The 19,370-nt window shown below is 38.2% G+C and carries 16 protein-coding genes; 5 read left to right on the top strand and 11 right to left on the bottom strand.

Going from position 1 to position 19,370, the window contains the following annotated elements:
- Nucleotides 1-28: 28 nt before the first annotated feature.
- From cyoA to acnA, 7 genes are all read right to left on the bottom strand, one after another.
- Nucleotides 29-1,000 carry a ubiquinol oxidase subunit II gene (gene cyoA / locus ACFIK7_RS03550; RefSeq protein ID WP_273790277.1) on the bottom strand — a complete coding sequence of 324 codons (972 nt, stop codon included), beginning with the start codon at nucleotides 998-1,000 and terminating at the stop codon, nucleotides 29-31.
- A gap of 130 nt (nucleotides 1,001-1,130) precedes the next feature.
- Nucleotides 1,131-1,583 carry a type II 3-dehydroquinate dehydratase gene (aroQ, locus tag ACFIK7_RS03545; protein WP_273790276.1) on the bottom strand — a complete coding sequence of 151 codons (453 nt, stop codon included), beginning with the start codon at nucleotides 1,581-1,583 and terminating at the stop codon, nucleotides 1,131-1,133.
- A gap of 54 nt (nucleotides 1,584-1,637) precedes the next feature.
- The gene (gene recF / locus ACFIK7_RS03540; RefSeq protein ID WP_273790275.1) at nucleotides 1,638-2,768 is read right to left on the bottom strand and encodes a DNA replication/repair protein RecF; all 1,131 of its coding nucleotides are present in this window, start codon (nucleotides 2,766-2,768) and stop codon (nucleotides 1,638-1,640) included.
- 20 nt (nucleotides 2,769-2,788) lie between these two features.
- A complete protein-coding gene (dnaN, locus tag ACFIK7_RS03535) occupies nucleotides 2,789-3,910 on the bottom strand; it encodes a DNA polymerase III subunit beta (RefSeq protein WP_273790274.1) in 1,122 nt (373 codons plus the stop codon).
- A 186-nt stretch (nucleotides 3,911-4,096) separates the two neighbouring features.
- Nucleotides 4,097-5,668 carry a chromosomal replication initiator protein DnaA gene (gene dnaA, locus ACFIK7_RS03530; protein ID WP_273790273.1) on the bottom strand — a complete coding sequence of 524 codons (1,572 nt, stop codon included), beginning with the start codon at nucleotides 5,666-5,668 and terminating at the stop codon, nucleotides 4,097-4,099.
- A 700-nt stretch (nucleotides 5,669-6,368) separates the two neighbouring features.
- Nucleotides 6,369-6,635, bottom strand: coding sequence for a 30S ribosomal protein S20 (rpsT, locus tag ACFIK7_RS03525; protein ID WP_273790272.1), 267 nt, complete (start codon nucleotides 6,633-6,635; stop codon nucleotides 6,369-6,371).
- A gap of 238 nt (nucleotides 6,636-6,873) precedes the next feature.
- Nucleotides 6,874-9,567, bottom strand: coding sequence for an aconitate hydratase AcnA (gene acnA / locus ACFIK7_RS03520; protein WP_375637199.1), 2,694 nt, complete (start codon nucleotides 9,565-9,567; stop codon nucleotides 6,874-6,876).
- 297 nt (nucleotides 9,568-9,864) lie between these two features.
- Between acnA and ccmA the strand changes: the two genes are divergently transcribed.
- The 4 genes from ccmA (at nucleotide 9,865) to ACFIK7_RS03500 (ending at nucleotide 12,785) form a co-directional block, all read left to right on the top strand.
- A complete protein-coding gene (gene ccmA, locus ACFIK7_RS03515; RefSeq protein ID WP_273790270.1) occupies nucleotides 9,865-10,476 on the top strand; it encodes a heme ABC exporter ATP-binding protein CcmA in 612 nt (203 codons plus the stop codon).
- Nucleotides 10,477-10,487: 11 nt separating this feature from the next.
- The gene (gene ccmB / locus ACFIK7_RS03510) at nucleotides 10,488-11,153 is read left to right on the top strand and encodes a heme exporter protein CcmB (protein ID WP_273790269.1); all 666 of its coding nucleotides are present in this window, start codon (nucleotides 10,488-10,490) and stop codon (nucleotides 11,151-11,153) included.
- A gap of 46 nt (nucleotides 11,154-11,199) precedes the next feature.
- Nucleotides 11,200-11,979, top strand: coding sequence for a heme ABC transporter permease (locus ACFIK7_RS03505; protein WP_375662943.1), 780 nt, complete (start codon nucleotides 11,200-11,202; stop codon nucleotides 11,977-11,979).
- 191 nt (nucleotides 11,980-12,170) lie between these two features.
- Nucleotides 12,171-12,785 carry a DsbE family thiol:disulfide interchange protein gene (locus ACFIK7_RS03500; RefSeq protein ID WP_375662956.1) on the top strand — a complete coding sequence of 205 codons (615 nt, stop codon included), beginning with the start codon at nucleotides 12,171-12,173 and terminating at the stop codon, nucleotides 12,783-12,785.
- Between the two features lie 847 nt (nucleotides 12,786-13,632).
- Here ACFIK7_RS03500 and ACFIK7_RS03495 read toward each other — a convergent pair.
- From ACFIK7_RS03495 to ACFIK7_RS03485, 3 genes are read right to left on the bottom strand one after another with little or no spacing between them, the layout of a single operon-like run.
- Nucleotides 13,633-14,634 (bottom strand): Hsp33 family molecular chaperone, encoded by a 1,002-nt coding sequence (locus tag ACFIK7_RS03495; RefSeq protein WP_375637203.1) that lies wholly within the window; start codon nucleotides 14,632-14,634, stop codon nucleotides 13,633-13,635.
- A gap of 36 nt (nucleotides 14,635-14,670) precedes the next feature.
- On the bottom strand, nucleotides 14,671-15,606 hold the full coding sequence (gene argF, locus ACFIK7_RS03490) for an ornithine carbamoyltransferase (RefSeq protein ID WP_273790266.1): 936 nt from the start codon (nucleotides 15,604-15,606) through the stop codon (nucleotides 14,671-14,673).
- Nucleotides 15,603-16,817, bottom strand: coding sequence for an aspartate aminotransferase family protein (locus ACFIK7_RS03485; RefSeq protein WP_375630519.1), 1,215 nt, complete (start codon nucleotides 16,815-16,817; stop codon nucleotides 15,603-15,605). The genes argF and ACFIK7_RS03485 overlap by 4 nt, the downstream gene beginning before the upstream one ends.
- 488 nt (nucleotides 16,818-17,305) lie before the next feature.
- Here ACFIK7_RS03485 and ACFIK7_RS03480 point away from each other — a divergent pair, with 488 nt between their 5' ends.
- Nucleotides 17,306-17,842 (top strand): GcrA family cell cycle regulator, encoded by a 537-nt coding sequence (locus ACFIK7_RS03480; protein WP_273790264.1) that lies wholly within the window; start codon nucleotides 17,306-17,308, stop codon nucleotides 17,840-17,842.
- 913 nt (nucleotides 17,843-18,755) lie between these two features.
- On the opposite strand, the gene ACFIK7_RS03475 is transcribed toward ACFIK7_RS03480, so the two are convergent.
- The gene (locus tag ACFIK7_RS03475) at nucleotides 18,756-19,346 is read right to left on the bottom strand and encodes a Smr/MutS family protein (protein ID WP_273790263.1); all 591 of its coding nucleotides are present in this window, start codon (nucleotides 19,344-19,346) and stop codon (nucleotides 18,756-18,758) included.
- Between the last annotated feature and the right edge of the window lie 24 nt (nucleotides 19,347-19,370).

Below are 19,370 nucleotides of genomic sequence, written 5' to 3'. Positions count from 1 at the left end.
AAAAGGGCTCTTTACTTTATTGACTCTGTTAAATAACATCAGGATCAAATACTGAACATAGTGCACCCCACAGCGTCTGAGCAGCAGCACGTTTCATTAAATCTTCATTACATACCGTCTTTTCATCGACACATCGATTAACAACACGATAGTAAAGCCGCTTCTCAACAGGTGCAAAATAACGAACTTCAGCATCTTTTTCCTTCGCAGCAATATCACCCATACGAGGCGCAATAGAAAGTTGACGATAAGATGCACGATCAAGTACTCGACCATTAGCCCGAGCTTTTACAATCCAATCCTCAAAATCCTGCAAAGACACAGAATGCCACTTAAACCGCATACTCGAAAAACCATCACCACTGTAATTTGCTGAAGCTCCTTTGAATACTCCTTGCTCTTCAGCGACCAAATGCAACTTAGCATTCATCTGCGGCATAGCGTAAAGAACTGTACCCAATTTGGGAACCCAAAAAGCATTGACAGAATTCTCTGACGTTAATTGCAATAAAACTTGACGTCCTTCAGGCGCATAAATCTCATTAATCGATGCAACACCATATTCAGGATAAATAAAAAGCCATTTCCAATCAAGAGCAACAGCATCAATCTGTAATGGCTTTCCTTCACCCACAACTTCCACTGGAAGAGGATTTGTAGGTTCAAGCTTATAGGTATAATAAGCTGTTAATGAACCTAAAACCATTACAATTACAACTGGAATACCCCACATCAATGCTTCAATTTTATTTGAATGCGCCCAATCAGGAGAATAGTCCGCTTTCATATTCGATGCACGATATTTTATAGCTAAAAATACCACACTCACCATAACTGGGATGACAATACAAAGCATCACCACCACACAAACAACGATCAAAATGAGCTGTTGACGTGCAACATAACCTGATGGCTGTATAACATCAATTTTACAACCAGACAAAAGCAGTGCTCCCCCTAAAATCACAAGCATTTCTAATTGTCTAACAAAGCTTTTCACCTTTATTTACCCCCGTCATACGCACTAAAAATTGTCATAAATATATACCTCACATTGTACAGATTTGAAAATAATTATCAAGAGAATTCAATGCCTATATTACTCTTATTAAACGCCTACTCTTTATCTATCACAATTTAATTGTTTTGCTTAATTGTTTTGCAATATACTCAAGTGCAAACCAATATCCATCACCTCCACACCCAGTTATGACAGCGTCTACACCTGCAGATGTATAAGAATGGTGACGAAAAGCTTCACGCTGATAAATATGAGATAAATGAACTTCTACTTTCGGCCCTGAAAACATTTTTAGGGCATCAAGAAGTGCAACAGATGTATGACTGTAAGCCGCTGGATTAATGATCAATCCAGAACTTGCCTCTATTGCTTCTTGTATCCATGCTACTAATTGCCCTTCACAGTTACTTTGATAAAAATTTATTATAATATCATTTTTTTTTGCCCATTCTCTGCATCTTTTTTCAATATCTTCTAGAGTTTCAATTCCATAAATTTCTGGCTCACGTTGACCTAGAAAATTTAAATTAGGACCATTTAAAATTGTTATTATCTCTGACATAGCAAGCCTTTTCTTTCAGACCTATCACTTATTAAAAAAATATTTAGCATGTTTTTATGGCAATAAAGCTCCATCCTTAATCTCAAAGAATTCTGCGCGTCCTTTTAAGTCATCGAATAAAAGACGATCTGTTCCTGTCATAAATGTTTGTACAGCTAAATCATCAAGAATATCAAATAGAGCAGCACGTCGATGCGAATCAAGATGGGCAGCCATTTCATCAAGAAGAAGAATGGGAGATCTTTCCGATATCATACCTGTTAGACGTGCATGACACAAAACTAAACCTGTCAGCAGCGCTTTTTGTTCACCTGTTGAACAAGATGTTGCTGCTCTATTTTTATCAGCATAAAAAACCTGCAAATCTGCACGATGTGGTCCTTCTAACGTCCGACCAGCAGCACGATCCATTGCGCGATTATGCCGTAATCGATCACAAAATTGTTCTTCAACTTCAGTTGCTGATATTTCACTAAGAGCTGTTTCCAAAAAACCATCAATTTGCAAAAAAGCTCGTGGAAAAGGTATCTGTGATGGCATTTGTGTAAACATGTCATTTAAAAGACGAATAACATCAACACGCGCCGCAGAAATAGCTGTCGCCAGTTCTGCCATCTGCTTTTCTAAAGCATCAAACCAAGCACAATCTTCATTTCCATCTAAAAACAAACGATTACGTGCGCGCATAGCTCTATCATAATCGGCTATGCGGCGCCTATGCAAGGGATCAATCGCCAAAACCATACGATCCAAAAAACTACGGCGCTCAAGTGAAGGACCTGTAAAAAGACCATCCATAGACGGTGTTAGGACACTAATATGACAATAATCTGTTAGGCAATCACTCGACTCATTCACACCATTAATATGGACCTTTCGACTGTTATCACTAACCTCGAAAGCTGTACCAATCTTTACTTCACCATAAAGAGCGCATTCAAGACGCGCAAATACAACAAATCCTCCACCACCATCTACAAAGCTAACGTCAGAATAAACAGCGCGCCGCAAACCACGGCCAGGAGAAAGAAAAGATAACGCCTCTAAAAGATTCGTCTTACCAGCACCATTATGGCCAGTAAAAACCACATGCTGACCAGAAAAATGAATATTGAAAAAAGAATAATTGCGATAACGTAAAAGCTTCAGCTGCCTCACTGCCACTTTGTGCACATGACTGGCCATACATTGCAAAACAACCGCCCCTAAACGCGAATAGGCATCAGTACATAGAGCACATCCACATCATCATTATCACGAATCAGAGCGGGTGCTCCAGCCTCAGCCAACATAAAAACCATCTCATCGCTTGAAAGCTGCCCAGCAATATCCAAAAGATAACGTGAATTAAACCCTATCTCAAGCGGTTCAGATGCATAAGTTACTGATAATTGATCTTCTGCACTGCCCGAATCTGGGCTATTAACAACAAGCCTTAACTGTCCATGCTCAATCGTTAATTTAACTGCACGCCCCCGATCACTTGAAATCGTTGAAACACGATCAACGGCAGAAGAAAAGTCCTGCCTATTAACAATTAATTCTTTATCATTTCCAAGAGGGATAACACGTTGATAATCTGGAAATGTTCCATCAATTAATTTTGATGTAAAAATCACAGAGCCTATAGAAAAACGAATTTTTGTCTCTGAAAGCTCTATACACACATCACTATCATTTTCTTCTGAAAGAAGTTTTTGCAATTCTCCTACAGCTTTACGGGGAACAATAACACCAGGCATTCCCTCAACACCCGAAGGAGCTTCCATCTCAACTTGTGCCAAACGATGACCATCAGTTGCAACCAAACGCAATTTCAAAACATCATCATTAATAATATGGAAATAAATACCATTAAGATAATAACGGGTTTCTTCAGTAGAAATAGCAAATTGTGTACAATCAAGTAAATGTTTTAAGCCTGATGCCGATAAAGAAAAACGATAACCAAACTGCCCAGGAAGCGACTCTGGAAAGTCTGACTTCGGAAGACATTGAAGCTGAAAATGTGCACAACCCGAAACCACGGACATTGTACCTGCTTGATTCTCATCGACGGATAATACAACTTCATTGCTATCAGGAAGTTTTCGAATGATATCATAAAGCAAATGTGCTGGAACAGTTGTTGCTCCAGCTTGTTTAACATTAACTGCAAAAGATTCCATAACCTCTAAATCAAGGTCTGTTGCTTTTAACTGTACACGGCCATTTTCTGCATCAATCAACACATTCGATAAAATAGGAACAGTATTACGGCGCTCTACCACACGGTGAACCCGACCAAGAGACTTGAGAAATTGACTGCGATCAACTGTAATACGCATAAAAGCCCCGTATGATTTACTAAAAACTATAAGAATTCTTTAGACTTAAAGAATAGACCCTCTTTAAGAATCGCCTGCTAGAGTTTATTAAACCTCTCTTAAAATGGCAAGTCACTCCTGCATAAGAAAAAATAAATCTTTTCATTAAATTCTTTAAAGTCTCTCCAAGGAAAGAAACGATAAACACTATACAGCCTGTTCTCCAATCAACCGCTTAAGCAATTCAAGTTCCTTAGCCAAGGTCTGATCACCACAAACCAAATCTTCAATTTTACGCACAGCGTGTAAAACTGTTGTATGATCACGCCCACCAAAACGGCGCCCAATTTCTGGCAACGAGCGAGGAGTTAATACTTTTGCTAAATACATTGCAACTTGCCGTGGCTTCACAACCGTACGTGTTCGACGATTAGATAACAAGTCCTGTTTAGAAACATTATAATGGCGTGCTACCGTACGCTGAATTTCTTCAATCCGAATACGCTTAGGTTCACCAGGACGTGTCAAGTGACCTAATAACTCATCAATCCGCTCTAAAGATAAATCAGACTCAAAAGATTGACGAAACAAGAGCTGATTAAATGCACCTTCAATATCACGCCCCGACCCTAAAACCGTTTTCGCAATATATTCCAAGATATCATCAGAAATTGATACCATGCCATCATCTTGTTGTGCCACCTTCAACCGCTGGCGCAACATTTGCAAACGCATTTCATAATCTGGTGCTTCAATCTCAAGGGCCACCCCTCCCTGAAGACGAGAGCGAACGCGAAGATCAAGTGATTCTAATTCTGCTGGTGGACGATCTGCAGCGACAACAACCTGTTTTGCACTATCAAGCAACATATTAAGCAAATGGCAAAACTCGTGTTGTATCGACTTACCCTGCAAAAACTGCATATCATCAATAATCAAAAGGTCGATATCACGAAGCTGTTCTTTAAAAGAAAGAGCATCATTATCACGAATAGCTGTTGCAAAACGCCACATAAAATATTCAGCAGTTAAATAAATAACGCGCGCAGACGTTAAACGCTTCAATGCAGAAGCAGCAATCGCTTGAAGCAAATGTGTTTTTCCTAAGCCAACAGATGCGTGAATAAAAAGAGGATTAAAACGTAAAGCACTTTTATGCCCCTCCGCAATAGAACGCGCAGCGGCTAAAGCAACACGATTAGAAGCCCCCTCAACAAAACTTTCAAAAGTATAACGAGAATCAAGTGGAGATCCAAAAACTCCCGTTTGAGAACTCTTAACTGAATGCTCTGCGCAACTTTCAACAAAAGATGAAGTCGCCTGCTCCTCTAGTACAACAGAAGGAACACTTCTTTTACAAACGACATCTCTTGAAACGCGTTCCATACCGCGAACAATAACTTCAACACGAAGAATTGCTGAATTCTCTTGTTTCCATAAATGAGTCAAAAGAGAACCATAGTGATTATTAATCCATGAACGTAAAAAAGCAGTAGGAACAGAAAGCTTTACAAGAGTATGACTATATTCAGCAAGCTTCACGCGCCCAAACCAACTGGTATAAGCCTCAACACCAACCTGTACCTTTAATTGCGCCATAACACGTATAAAAGCCGCTGCACTTTCCTCCTCTGAAACAATAGAATGCCCTATAGGAGCACTTCTACAAACATTCTCATCACTCTCCGTCATCCTATTCTTTATTATGTTCTCTGCCGACAGGATATTTACCGAAACCCTTTTAAAGGAACTAGCTTTAGAGTTCAATTTATCCACCATCTTCCATCCTGATAAAAATAAAATTTTGTCCTGCCAAACAGCTAAAATAAATCTAGCGAAGGCAAAACGCCCTACCCCAAATAAGATTACTCACCCTCCCCTAGGATAGCCTCATCACAACCCCACTAACAAAGATGACCAATAAGATTTACTTGCACTCATGATATGACCCACCCTTCTAAAATGGTAAACATATCCATTAAGAAAACTAAAAAACCGTCAGAAAACCTCTCCAACACAAAAGTTTAGAAAAGCCTAAATCAAAACATCTTGTATTCAACAAAGTACAGAATAATACGCTGATGTGACCCCTTCATGCTTTTTAGTCTTCATAAGAACCATACAAAACAGCAGAGGTAAAATGCAAGAGGTCAAAATAAAATCAAAAAACCCAAAAAAAATGCTTATATTAATGAGGACTGAAAAAAATATTGATTCAATTCATTTTTTTTCTCTAAATTTACCAATAATTAAAGAATCTCTTCAGATTTAAAAAAAAAAATAAAATGCTTGACAAAAAAGACTCTGTAAAAATCCACAAAGCTTGTGGATAACCATACCCCCCTCTATAAACTTTCTCTCCTTTTTCAAGTGGAGAATCATTATCGATTCTTATTTTCAATAGAAACTTTTTGAAAATAAACAAAAAGCCAGCATCCTCATGGATACTGGCTTTTTTCTCAATTAAAGGAGAAAAAGTTTAAACGCTGAGAGCCTTCAACCGTTTAGCTAAACGCGATACTTTCCTCGCAGCAGCATTTTTATGAAAAACCCCTTTAGAAACTGCACGCATAATTTCAGGCTCAAAATTCTTAAATGCAATCTCCGCAGATGCCTTATCGCCACCCGCCAAAGCATCATCAAACTTACGTATAAAAGTACGAACGCGTGAACGGCGGGCCTTATTAACCTGTGTGCGCGCCGCAACCTTGCGCACCGCTTTTCGAGCAGAAGGTGTATTCGCCATAAATATAATCTCTCTTTCAACACCTTGGTAAAATGAGTCTCAATAACAACTCTACCAATATAAATAAATCCAACCCAAGCAAAACTATAAAGCTGCCTATAACTCGTGTGGTTTATAACGCAATCCCAAAGCTAACGTCAATTAGATTTTCAAAGATAGTCATAAAAAAACGAAGCCAAACTCTTTGATCCGCAACTTTATAGCCTAATAATAGATATTCCTTAACAAACAAAAGAATTTAAACGGCTAACTTACGCAAGACATATTGCAAAATTCCACCATGATGCAAATAATCTAGCTCATCTTCAGTATCAACACGGCATAATAATGGAACGGTTTTTACCGTACCATCAGAAAAAGTAATTTTCGCTACAGTCTTTTGACGAGGTTTCAAGTTATGAATCCCTTCAATTGTCACCTTTTCATCTCCCTTTAAGCCTAAAGATTTCCAACTTAGCCCCTCCTCAAAGACAAAAGGGACAATGCCCATACCAACAAGATTAGAACGATGTATCCTTTCAAAAGATTGCACAATCACCGCTTTGACACCAAGAAGATTGGTCCCCTTGGCAGCCCAATCGCGTGATGATCCATTACCATATTCAACACCTGCAAAAACAACGAGCGGAATACCTTCTTGTTTATACGCCATTGCTGCATCGTAAATGGTTTGTTCTACCGCTGACGGATAATGAACCGTATAACCTCCTTCTCGACCATTTTCCCCTAACATAAAATTACGAATGCGAATATTGGCAAAGGTCCCACGCACCATAACTTCATGATTCCCACGACGCGTTCCATACTGGTTAAAATCAGCTACTTTAACACCATGATCCATTAAATATTTTCCGGCAGGAGAAGCTGCTTTAATAGAACCAGCAGGAGAAATATGATCCGTCGTGATTTTATCACCAAATAAACCTAAAATCCGTGCATCTCTAATATCTGGTAAGATATCAGGTGTTTTCTGCATATCATCGAAATAAGGTGGATTGCGTACATAGGTGGATCGCTCATCCCAAGAATAGGTAGAACCCGTAGGAATCTGAACTTTTTGCCAATTTTCATCTCCCTTAAAAACATCTGCATACTTTTCGGCAAAAACCTTACGCGTGACATTTTTTTCGATAAACTCCTGTATTTCTTGAGAAGTTGGCCAAATATCTCTCAAATAAATGGGTTGGCCATTTGAATCTTCACCAAGAGGCTCCTTGGTTAAATCCTTACACACCGTCCCGATGAGCGCATGTGCAACAACTAACGGTGGTGAAGCTAAATAATTCGCTTGCACATCAGGGGAAACACGCCCTTCAAAATTACGATTTCCTGAAAGAACCGCAGATGCAATTATACCATTGTCATTAATCGTTTTGGAAATAGCTGGATGCAAAGGACCAGAATTCCCAATACATGTTGTGCACCCAAATCCTACTAAGTTAAATCCCAGTGCATCTAAATCTTTTTGCAGACCCGAATTTTGAAGGTAAGCTTCAACGACTTGTGAACCAGGTGCAAGAGAAGTTTTTACCCATGGTTTACTCTTGAGCCCCTTTGCCACAGCATTTCGTGCCAAAAGACCCGCTGCAATAAGAACACTTGGATTCGATGTATTCGTACACGACGTAATCGCAGCGATCACCACATCACCGTGACCAAGCGTATATTCTTCACCCTCGACCTGATAACGCTTATCTTTATCTTGTCCAGAAGTCTTCTTATAGTCTTCGACCAATGCCTTCTCAAAACCCTGCCCAACGTTTTCCAATGCAATACGTCCTTCAGGACGTTTAGGACCAGCCATAGAAGAGACAACAGTTCCCATATCTAATTCAATTGTATCACTAAAAATGGGATGAGCTACCATTTCATCATGCCACATCCCTTGTGCTTTGGTGTAAGCCTCCACTAAGGCAATCCGATGTTCATCACGCCCTGTCATATTGAGATAACGCACTGTCTCCTTATCAATTGGGAAAAAACCACACGTTGCTCCATATTCAGGTGCCATATTTCCAATCGTTGCCCGATCAGCAAGTGTCATATGCTCCAAACCAGGACCAAAAAACTCAACAAATTTACCGACAACACCCTTCCGACGTAGCATTTGAGTCACCGTCAATACGAGATCGGTGGCTGTTACACCTTCCTTAAGTTTACCTGTTAGACGAAAACCAATCACTTCAGGTAACAACATAGAAACAGGTTGGCCTAACATTGCTGCTTCTGCTTCAATACCACCAACACCCCAACCTAAAACCCCTAAACCATTTACCATAGTCGTATGCGAATCAGTTCCCACACAGGTGTCAGGATAAATCGTCTCACACCCCTCTTCATTCTTCATCCATACACATTGTGCTAAATATTCTAGGTTAACCTGATGACAAATCCCTGTTCCTGGAGGAACAACACGAAAATTTTGAAAGGCTTGCTGCCCCCATTTAAGGAAACGATAGCGTTCACCATTGCGTTCATATTCATGCTCGACGTTTTCCTTAAAAGCCATGGAAGTGCCAAAAGCATCAACAATAACTGAGTGATCAATGATGAGATCAACGGGAATGAGAGGATTGATTTTTTCAGCGTTACCACCAAGTTTAACCATAGCATCACGCATTGCAGAAAGATCAACAACTGCTGGAACACCTGTAAAATCCTGCATAAGAACACGCGCAGGACGGTAAGCAATTTCTGCCCCGGCACTCCCTTTGTCGTTTAACCACTTAGCAACATTGAGGATATCCTCTTTTTTAACTGTGCGACCATCTTCAAATCGCAATAAATTTTCGAGAATAACTTTCATCGAAAACGGTAAACGAGAAACACCTTCAAGTCCGTTCTTCTCCGCTTCGATCAAACTATAATAAATATATTCTTTGCCACCAACATTTAATACTCTGCGACAATTAAAGCTATCAATTTGAGTCATGACTGTCCACCCTCAATACTATAACCACCCAATTTCCAGGAATGAACAACACAAACTACGAGTCAAGGTCGCAGCTTGAGCGCAGACGCAATTACCTCCGCTATCCATTTCCCCTCCACCCTCTCATAGGCAAATGCGGAAATCAGCGCCAGAAACCATTTTACACCAGATATTGATGTAAGGTATCCTTTATAGAACTATTTCTAGAACTATTCTAGGTACAATTGCATAAAAAATGTGTTTTTTATTCTATAATACAATAAAGAATATGAAAATAAAAACAAAATAGGCAATCACATGGTGTTATCAGGCAAAGATTTAGCCGCTTACAGAAACGAAGAAATTCTGTTTAAAGGTCTTTCTTTTTGTTTATTTTCACAGCAACTTATGACAATCACCGGTCCTAATGGTATCGGAAAGTCTACATTACTCCGAATCATTGTCGGTCTTCTTGAAGCTGCTGAAGGTCATATAATACTTAAAGACCATGATCAAATATACCCTGTTGCAACTGCCTGTCATTATCTTGGTCCTCAAAATGCTATGAAACCTCTTTTATCTGTCATTGATAATTTGCAATTTTGGGCAGATTTTTACGGTCAACATTTACGTTTTGCGCATGAAGCTCTTGCCGATATTGGTCTTTCTAACCTTGAACATTTACCCTTTAACGCTCTGTCAACTGGACAACAAAGACGCGTAGCTATTGCTCGCCTTTTGCTCTCCTATCGTCCTCTTTGGATTTTAGATGAACCAATATCTGGGCTTGATAACCATGCTCAAAAACTCCTTGCTCGTATTTTCCAGCGTCATCTCAATCAAGGTGGTATGATTATCGCTGCAACTCATAATTCCATAGGCATTCCAGAAAACCATAAAATCGCTCTGGAAAAATTTTTACCTCTCTAGGAGAGAATAAAATGAAAGCACTGTTCTGGCGTGATCTTAAACTATTATTAGCGCTACAAGCCTCTTCACTAACAGGATTATTGTTTTTTATCGCTGTTGTTGTCATAACCCCCTTTGCCATTGGGCCAGACCCCAAAATCCTTGCACAAATAGGACCAGGTATATTGTGGTTTGGAGCCCTTCTTGCAGGGCTTCTCAATCTGAACAAACTTTTCCAAATCGATCGCGATGATGGTAATCTCGACCAATTTATCCTTTCAGGACAAAGACAAAGTTTTACTCTAATTGTCTTTACCAAATGTTTTGCCCATTGGGTAGGAACAATGCTTCCTCTTATTTTTGCCACACCTATTTTAGCCCTCATGCTCCATTTAGATGTAACAATAACTTTTACAACAATACTCACCCTTTTATGCGGAACACCAGCTATTATTTTTATTGGTGCTATAGGCGCTGCACTCGCAACCTCATTGTTGCACAGTACTTTGCTTATTTTTATCATTATCTTGCCGTGGATCATTCCAATTATGATTTTTGGTGTTTCGGCTGCTACAGCCCCAATAAACCCAAATACCTCTTTTCTTACTTCCCTAGCTCTTCTCAGTGCTTTTTCACTTCTTTTGAGTCTCTTTAGCTCTTTTGTTGCTGCAATAACGCTTAAACTTTTATCAGAATAATAAAAGATGATTGCCGCATAGCAAAACTCTGCCTATTATGAATTTTATGAATGAACTATCTCGTACATATAAAATCAGGTCACTCCCTGCAAGTTTCACCCTTTTCATGAAAATAAGCAGTATCGTCTTACCTTGGTTGGCCGGCATAACATTGTGTTTCCTTATCTTAGGGCTTATGCTGGTGATGCATTCTCCTGATGACTATCAACAAGGCATTACTGTTAAGATTATGTACCTTCATGTTCCCTTTGCGTGGTTGTCTACATTCTGTTATGTAACGATGAGTGCAGCGGCATTAGGAAATCTGATTTGGAAATATCATCTTGCTGATGTAGTACTTAAATGTGGAGCGCCTATAGGGGCAATTTTTACCGCCTTGGCTCTCATGACAGGAGCGCTTTGGGGGCGACCTACATGGGGAACATGGTGGGTCTGGGATGCACGGTTAACATCAGTTTTAATTCTGCTTTTTATCTATCTCTCCATTATCCTGCTTGGGCGTGCTTTTGACAACCAAGTAAAAGCCGCTCGTGCGACTGCAATTCTTACACTTGTTGGATTTGTTAATATCCCTGTTATTAAATTTTCCGTTAATTGGTGGAATACATTGCATCAACCAGCATCATTGTTACGTGCTGGAGGATCAACAATCGACAATGCTATGTTATGGCCCCTTATAACAATGCTCTTTTGTTTTATCTTTATGTTTATTGTGCTTTATTTGATGGCTATGCGAAATGAAATCAATAGTCATTATATCCGAATACTTCAGATTAAAAAATCCCGTCGTGCACAACAACAGGACGCTTCATCATGCTCGACCTAAATGGCATCCACAGCGGACTTTTAGGAAATCTATCTCAGAAAATTGATTTTTTCCTTAGCACCCTTAAACACGAGCAAATTGTTGTTTTAAGCTATGTGCTTTCTGCAATATCCCTCTTATGTCTTATTGGATATATTCTTTGCAAAGCTCTATACCAAAAAAAAATTCTCCAACAACTAAACAAAAAAGAGCTGTCACAAAAAGAAAAGTATAATGAAAAACATCCCTCCAAACTTAAAAAAAATATATCTTTGCCTGTTCTACTTGTTTTTTTTGGACCATTTGTTCTTTTTCTTCTTCTCATGGTGTTTTTTTTCAACTTTATGGATAAAAAACACCTTCAAGATTCTTCTCTTCTCGCAAACGCATTGGCTGAAAAACCTGCTCCCAATATTCATCTTCCTCTTCTTGATAAAGAAAGTTATCTCAATTCAAAACAGTTTAAAGGACGTGTCACATTGGTCAATTTTTGGGGCTCTTGGTGTCTGCCCTGTCGCGAAGAACATCCTATTCTTATGCAAATTGCACAAGATAAACGTTTTGATCTGATTGGTATTAATTATAAAGATAATAAAACAAACGCTCTGCGTTTTTTAAACAGTTTTGGTAATCCTTTTAAATTTATTGGCTTTGATGTTTCAGGATATACAGCCATTGATTGGGGAATATATGGCCCCCCAGAAACCTTTCTCTTGAATAAAGAGAGCATCATTATTGCCAAACATGTTGGTCCCTTAACGTGGCAAATTTATCAAAAAAAAATTCTACCAAAAATTGAACAAGCGATTATGACAAAAGAAAAATAAAATAATGCAGGTTTGTAAAAACATAACGTTTTATCATGCTATGTATGCTATTTTATTTATACGGACCATCATTCTTCTTAGAAAAATTTTACAAGAGCATTACCATTGTTGATTCAAAAACATGTGTAAAGAAATATCTGTTTGGGAGCTTTATTTTTGATTACTTGGACAAAAACAATATTGCTATAGAACCATCGTTAGATTAGTGACAGCAACCAACTATTATTTTCAAAGTCATATAGTATTTTGTCTTCGCTTTTTATCTAAAATGCACATTGTTATGAGGGGACTTCACCACTATTCTCATCTTTTTTATAAAATAACAAACCCGTTCCTTCGCAGCGTCATTGTTATATTTATTCCCATTACACTATCTGTTCGTAATAGACTCTATAAAGTCCATATTGAGTCTATACATTCTTATTCTATCGATAATTTCTCTTATGATTATAACTAATGAGCTTTTTTGACTCTTAATAAGATAAATTCGAGTAAGAAAATATGACTACAATCAAAAAGTCTCATTTAACAGAGAAGATAAGTTATGAATACATAATCAATCTATCAATGAACATTATAAAAGAATTCATTGTAAGAAATAAACTTTTGAGATGTAAAAAGTATAAAAGAAGCTTTTTCGAGAGGAGAAAATATATTTTACAGAGAACTCTTTTTTAAGCACTCTATAACGTAATTACTGATCTCAACAGAAAAATCACTCGTATACATTAAAAAACTCTAAGACAAAAAATATTCTAGAAGTTCATATGAGCTTATGCGCAAACTTTTATGACGCAAATAAAATAGGCTTTTGTTGCAATCATCATTTTTTATGAAAAATATTTGATTATGTTTTTTCTTCTAAAAATTCTTGCGGTGTAAAACAATATGTTTTTGAGCAAAATTCACATGTGACTGAAATATATTTATTTTTAACCATTTTATTGCGTTCATCAATAGAAAAGCCTTCTAGGATTCCTTTAATTTTTTCGTGTGAACAAGAACATTGATCGACAAGAGAAAAAGGATTAAAAACTCTAACACCTTGTTCATGAAAAAGACGGAACAAGAGCTGTTTACTACCGACTTGGGGATCTGTTAATTCTGAACTTTCAATCGTTTCCATGAGTATTTTAGATTCCTGCCATTGGTTATCCAATTGGGTATGAGTTTTCGTTTCTTCTCGCTTTTGATGAGGGGCATCTATTTTATGATGAGACGATTCTTGGGGTAAAAGTTGGATCAAAATACCTCCAGCTCGCCAGCTTTTCTGCGGTTTTCCTTGTTGGTCACGATTAATTAATATAGCAACAGCCAGACGGATATCGGTAGGAATTTGTTCTGATTGATCAAAATAAATACGAGAAGCTTCTTGTAAATTTGATCCATCTAATGCAACTATCCCTTGATAGGGTTGCATATGGGGACCTTGATCAATTGTGAAGGCTAAAGTGCCTTTTCCTAAAAGTGTTTCTGAAGAGGTTTGACCATTGTCTATGGCTTGTTTCAGCTGTTCTTTATCAAAACGAGCGTATCCACGTAAACTGGAAGGAGGCGAAAAATCGCACACCAACATATTAACCGGTCCATCGGAATGGGTTTGTAGAATAAATTTTCCCGTAAGTTTTAGAGAAGTTCCAAGCAGAACCGTTAAAAGTAAAGCTTCTGCCAGAAGATAAGAAACCGGTTCAGGGTATTGATGTCTGTTAAGAATAGAATTTAAAGTTTCCCCAAGTTGTACGGCACGTCCACGGATATCAAGTTCTTCAACTTGAAAGGGAATAACACTATCATCTTCATGCAAGAAGTTGTTGTTGAGAGAGGCTTCATCTTTAGCTTGTTCACTCATAGCTTTGCCTTTTTTATATAATTTGTTGTAGGGAGGCTATTGTGGAGAGAAAAACGCATCTTGTAAACACCAAGAAAGAATTGCTTTTTGAGCATGAAGACGATTTTCAGCCTCATCGAAAACAACGGAGTGCGGTCCATCAATCACAGTATCGACAACTTCTTCACCACGATGAGCAGGAAGACAATGCATAAAAAGAGCATCAGATTTTGCTAATTTCATGAGAGATTCATTGACTTGATAAGGCTGAAAAGTAGAACGACTGCGAGCACGAAATTCTTGTCCCATGGAGACCCATGTGTCGGTCATAATACAATCAGCATCTTGAGCTGCTTTTTGGGGATTATGGGTTAGTGTAAGATGTGCTCCTCGTTCACGTGCCCAATGGATAAATTTTTCCTGTGGCTCACTGCCCTTTGGAGTAGCAATACGCAAATGAAAATCAAAAAGAGCTGCGGCTTCAATTAAGGAATGGAGTACATTATTACCATCCCCCATCCACGCAAATATTTTACCAGAAATAGGCCCCCGATGCTCCTCATAGGTTAATATATCTGCTAGAATTTGGCAAGGATGTGTATCATCTGTAAGGGCATTAATGACAGGAATTTGTGCATATTGTGCCAATTCGAGCATACGTTGATGTTTTGTTGTTCGTAATATCACGATATCCACAAAACGAGATAAAACACGAGCCGTATCAGCTATAGTTTCACTGTGACCAAGCTGCATTTCTGAACCCGTGAGCATGATTGTATCTCCGCCAAGCTGGCGCATACTGATATCGAATGAAATACGGGTTCGTGTGGATGGTTTTTCAAAAATCATCGCAAGTGTTTTACCTATAAAAGGTTTTGAACCTTTTCCTGCTTTAAAAGATGCTTTAAGGATCTTCGCATAATCGATCAGTGCGCGTGCTATTGCTGGCGTTAAAATGGATAAGTCCGTGAAATGACGAAGAGCATTTGTCATGTGTGTGATATTTGTCTTTCTTTGTTTACTTGCGAAAGATAAGCTATTGCTTTTTCAATACGATGCAAACTTTCATCTATTTCTTCTTCCCTAATGATAAGAGGAGGCAATAAGCGCACAACATTGTTGTTGGCAGCAACACTTAAGAGATGTTCATTTTCTAAAGCATTAACGACAAGATTTGAAGACACAACACATTGAATACCCAACATTAGCCCCATCCCCGGAACTGCGCGGATAATATCAGGATAGATATTGAGAATATGCAAAAGTCCACTTTTTAGTTTATCCCCCATGCGCTGAACATGGTTGAGAAAACTTGGCTCTAACAAAATATCAAGAACACTATTTCCTACAGCCATTCCAAGAAGATTTCCTCCAAAGGTTGAACCATGTGTCCCAAGTGTCATGCTTTTTGCAACTTTATCCGTTGCAAGGCAAGCGCCTAATGGAAATCCCCCTCCTAATCCTTTTGCGAGGGTAAGAATATCAGGCGTGATATCACTCCATTCATAAGCAAAAAGCTTTCCTGTTCGTCCTATACCCGTTTGGACTTCATCTAAAATCAATAATAGACCATTATCATCGCATATTTTGCGCAAAAATCTTAAATATTCATGAGGGACCGTTCGTATTCCTCCTTCTCCTTGAATAGGTTCAATAAGAATAGCGGCGGTATTTTTATTAATAGCATTACACAAAGCGATTTCATCACAAAAAGGTACTTGAATAAATCCACCAGCTTTAGGTCCAAAGCCTTCAAGATATTTTTCATGCCCAGTCGCAGCAAGTGCTGCAAGTGTACGTCCATGAAATGCCCCTTCAAAAGTAATTATTTCAATGCGTTCTGAATGACCAGCAGCATAGTAATAATGACGTGCCGTTTTGAATGCGCACTCCAATGCTTCAGTACCTGAATTGCAGAAAAAAACCTTATCCGCAAAACTATTTGCACAAAGCCGCGTGGCAAGAGATGCTTGTTCAGGAGATTGAAAAATATTAGAAACATGCCAAAGTTTTTCAGCTTGTATTTTGAGCGTATCAACCAATTTTGGATGTGAATACCCTAATGCATTAACAGCAATGCCAGATGTGAAATCAAGATAATGTTCTCCTTTATCGGAAATAAGCCATACACCATGCCCCTGTTCAAAATGCAAATTTCGTCGTGCGAAGCATTCATAAAGTGGTTGTATAGAGACAGCATCCATCATAATTCCCTTTATATTTTAACCTTTTCAATATATATATACAAAGCAACACTACAAATAAAACAGCATGGTACATTTCGTTACGGTGCTTTCAACATTTCATTACGATTAGTGATTACACCTATAGAATAGATCATTACACCAATTGAAAAAAAGTCAATGAAGGTTCTACAAATAAGCATTTTGGGGAAAAGCCTTAAACAAAAGTGAAAGTTTAACCTATGATTGATTTGCAAGTTGGGGAAAACATTCTAAATAAACTCTTCAAGAGGTAAAGACTCTTGTCATAGAGTGAGTGCATATTGTAATTTACAATATAATAAGCAAGATGATGTGTTTTGATTTGTAAGTCCACAGGCTGGATGATTTTCTTATGCTCGTTTAGAGTGTAAAGTTCTTTCATTCAGCGTAATGAAAACATTATTTAAACATTTGAAGATGCAACGGGGGAGAGCATCTTAGTGACGTAATCGGAATGGAGTGCTGGTATGGGTTGGACATGTGAACGCGTTGAGCTTCTTAAAAAGCTTTGGAGTGAAGGGTTAAGTGCAAGTCAAATTGCTGCTCAATTAGGTGGGGTCAGCAGAAATGCAGTCATCGGCAAAGTACATCGATTAAAGTTACCAGGACGTGGTAAGACAGCTCAAGGAAGCACGCGTGCGCAAAAAACTCCCGTGGGAAGCAGCAGCCCATCATCTCCACGTGTGCGTCGCAACACATCCACGGTATCGCCAATAAACACATCATCTGTAAGTATTGAAGAAACAGCTTTAAAGACAGAGTTTGTAGTGGAAGATGTAAAAGAAGTTGATATGTCCACAAAATCCAATGTAGTGGTGCCTATATCACGTCAACTTAATCTTCTACAATTGAGTGAAAATACATGTAGATGGCCGGTTGGCGATCCATTATCAGCAGATTTTCATTTTTGTGGTGCAGATTCTGATGAAAGTAGCCCCTATTGTGCCTTTCATGCTAAGCTAGCATTTCAACCAATATCTGAAAGACGTCGGATAAGAGTGTAATATCCTCAATTGAATCTCGTATTTTACGTCTTCTGCGCTTCGTTATTAAATTTTAATTATCGAATTATTATGAGAACGAAATTTGATGGAGCTTTTAATGAATGAAAAAATTTCTTCATGAAATTATTCAACGAAACTGTATCTTTTGATGCTACTGCGCAGCTATGTGTTGTAAAGTTATATTCTTGTTTATTTTCACGATTCTCTTTAATTTAGTTGTACTGCTGTTAACACTATCCATAGCAATGTCTTTTGAATAATACAGTTCTCAATTTCTCATGTTTTTATTCTTCGTGTATTTAATAGAGTAATGCTGTGGTTTATAAAAATAATTTATCGCTTTGCAACCTGAATGAGATCCATCTATATCTCTCTCATTTTAAGTCCTCTTATATTGAATCGATCAAAATCTTTCGTTTGGGCGTCACGCGCGAGATGAGAACTGCGGAGAGTAAAAACACTTACAGAAAAGCATGCCTCTGTATAAACGCTTTAAAATACCAAGGACTTAAAGGGTTGTTGCAACATTGGGAGATGGTAAAGTGTATGATGATGCCAGCTTACTCTTTTACTAAGCATAAAGATAGGGGGGGTGCTTCATGGATTTATCATTATACTCTTCACGGATACTGTCGCAAAATAAGCTTGAGAGCGTTGAAAGATGTTTCTTTAAAACAAGCCTGTGGATATATTCAATTCAATGTCGTTCTGTTTTGTGTGAGGGATGTGCCCCGTTAACGAATGCTATAAACAAAAGCGTGAAGCAATACGTAGAATGTAAAATAATATCTTTATAATTCTTTATAAAAAATTATAACGAAGGGAATATTGTATTCAAGGCTCTTACGAAATATACGAAAACAATAAATTATAAGTATAAATAAATATTAAACCTGAAACGACCATAATGACATCACATTCCTTCTCCCGACATAAAACGGCGCAACCAAACATAAAGCGCACCTTCTCCGCCATGCTGACGTGCTGCTTGCTCAAACGCGTGGACATAATATCGAAAAGCTGGTGTTGATAACCAATACGGAACAAATCTATACAAAGCTCCATCACTCCCAACGGATCGTCCTTTTCCTGTAATCACAAGGACATAACGCAATCCTCTCTGCTGAGAGGATTGTAGAAATTTTTTTAAGAAAAAATAAGCTTCTTCCTGCATATAACCATGAAGATCAAGACGCGCCTCAAGAGGATAACGACCTTGGGAAATTTTACGATATGCAACATGATCAAAGAAATGAATCTTTTGTGCTTGTATAACTGCCCTCTTTTCTCTTTTAATAATTGTCGAGGGTTGTTGATTTTCCTGAGACAATGAGGAGATTTGAGTTACAGGTTGATTTTTATCATTAATATTTGCAATAATTTCTGAAGTAGAAGAGAGCATCTTACCGTGAAGCGGTGTTATCGTACGACAAACCATCTCCCATAAAAGGCGATCTTGTGAAGCCAATAAATCTCTTTTTTGTCTCCATTTACTTGAGGACATTTTAATTTCTCATAAATCATTGAA

The organism is Bartonella sp. CL266QHHD (assembly GCF_042195355.1).
In the GTDB taxonomy this organism is placed as follows: Bacteria; Pseudomonadota; Alphaproteobacteria; order Rhizobiales; family Rhizobiaceae; genus Bartonella.
This window is presented reverse-complemented; position numbering and strand designations above follow the sequence as displayed.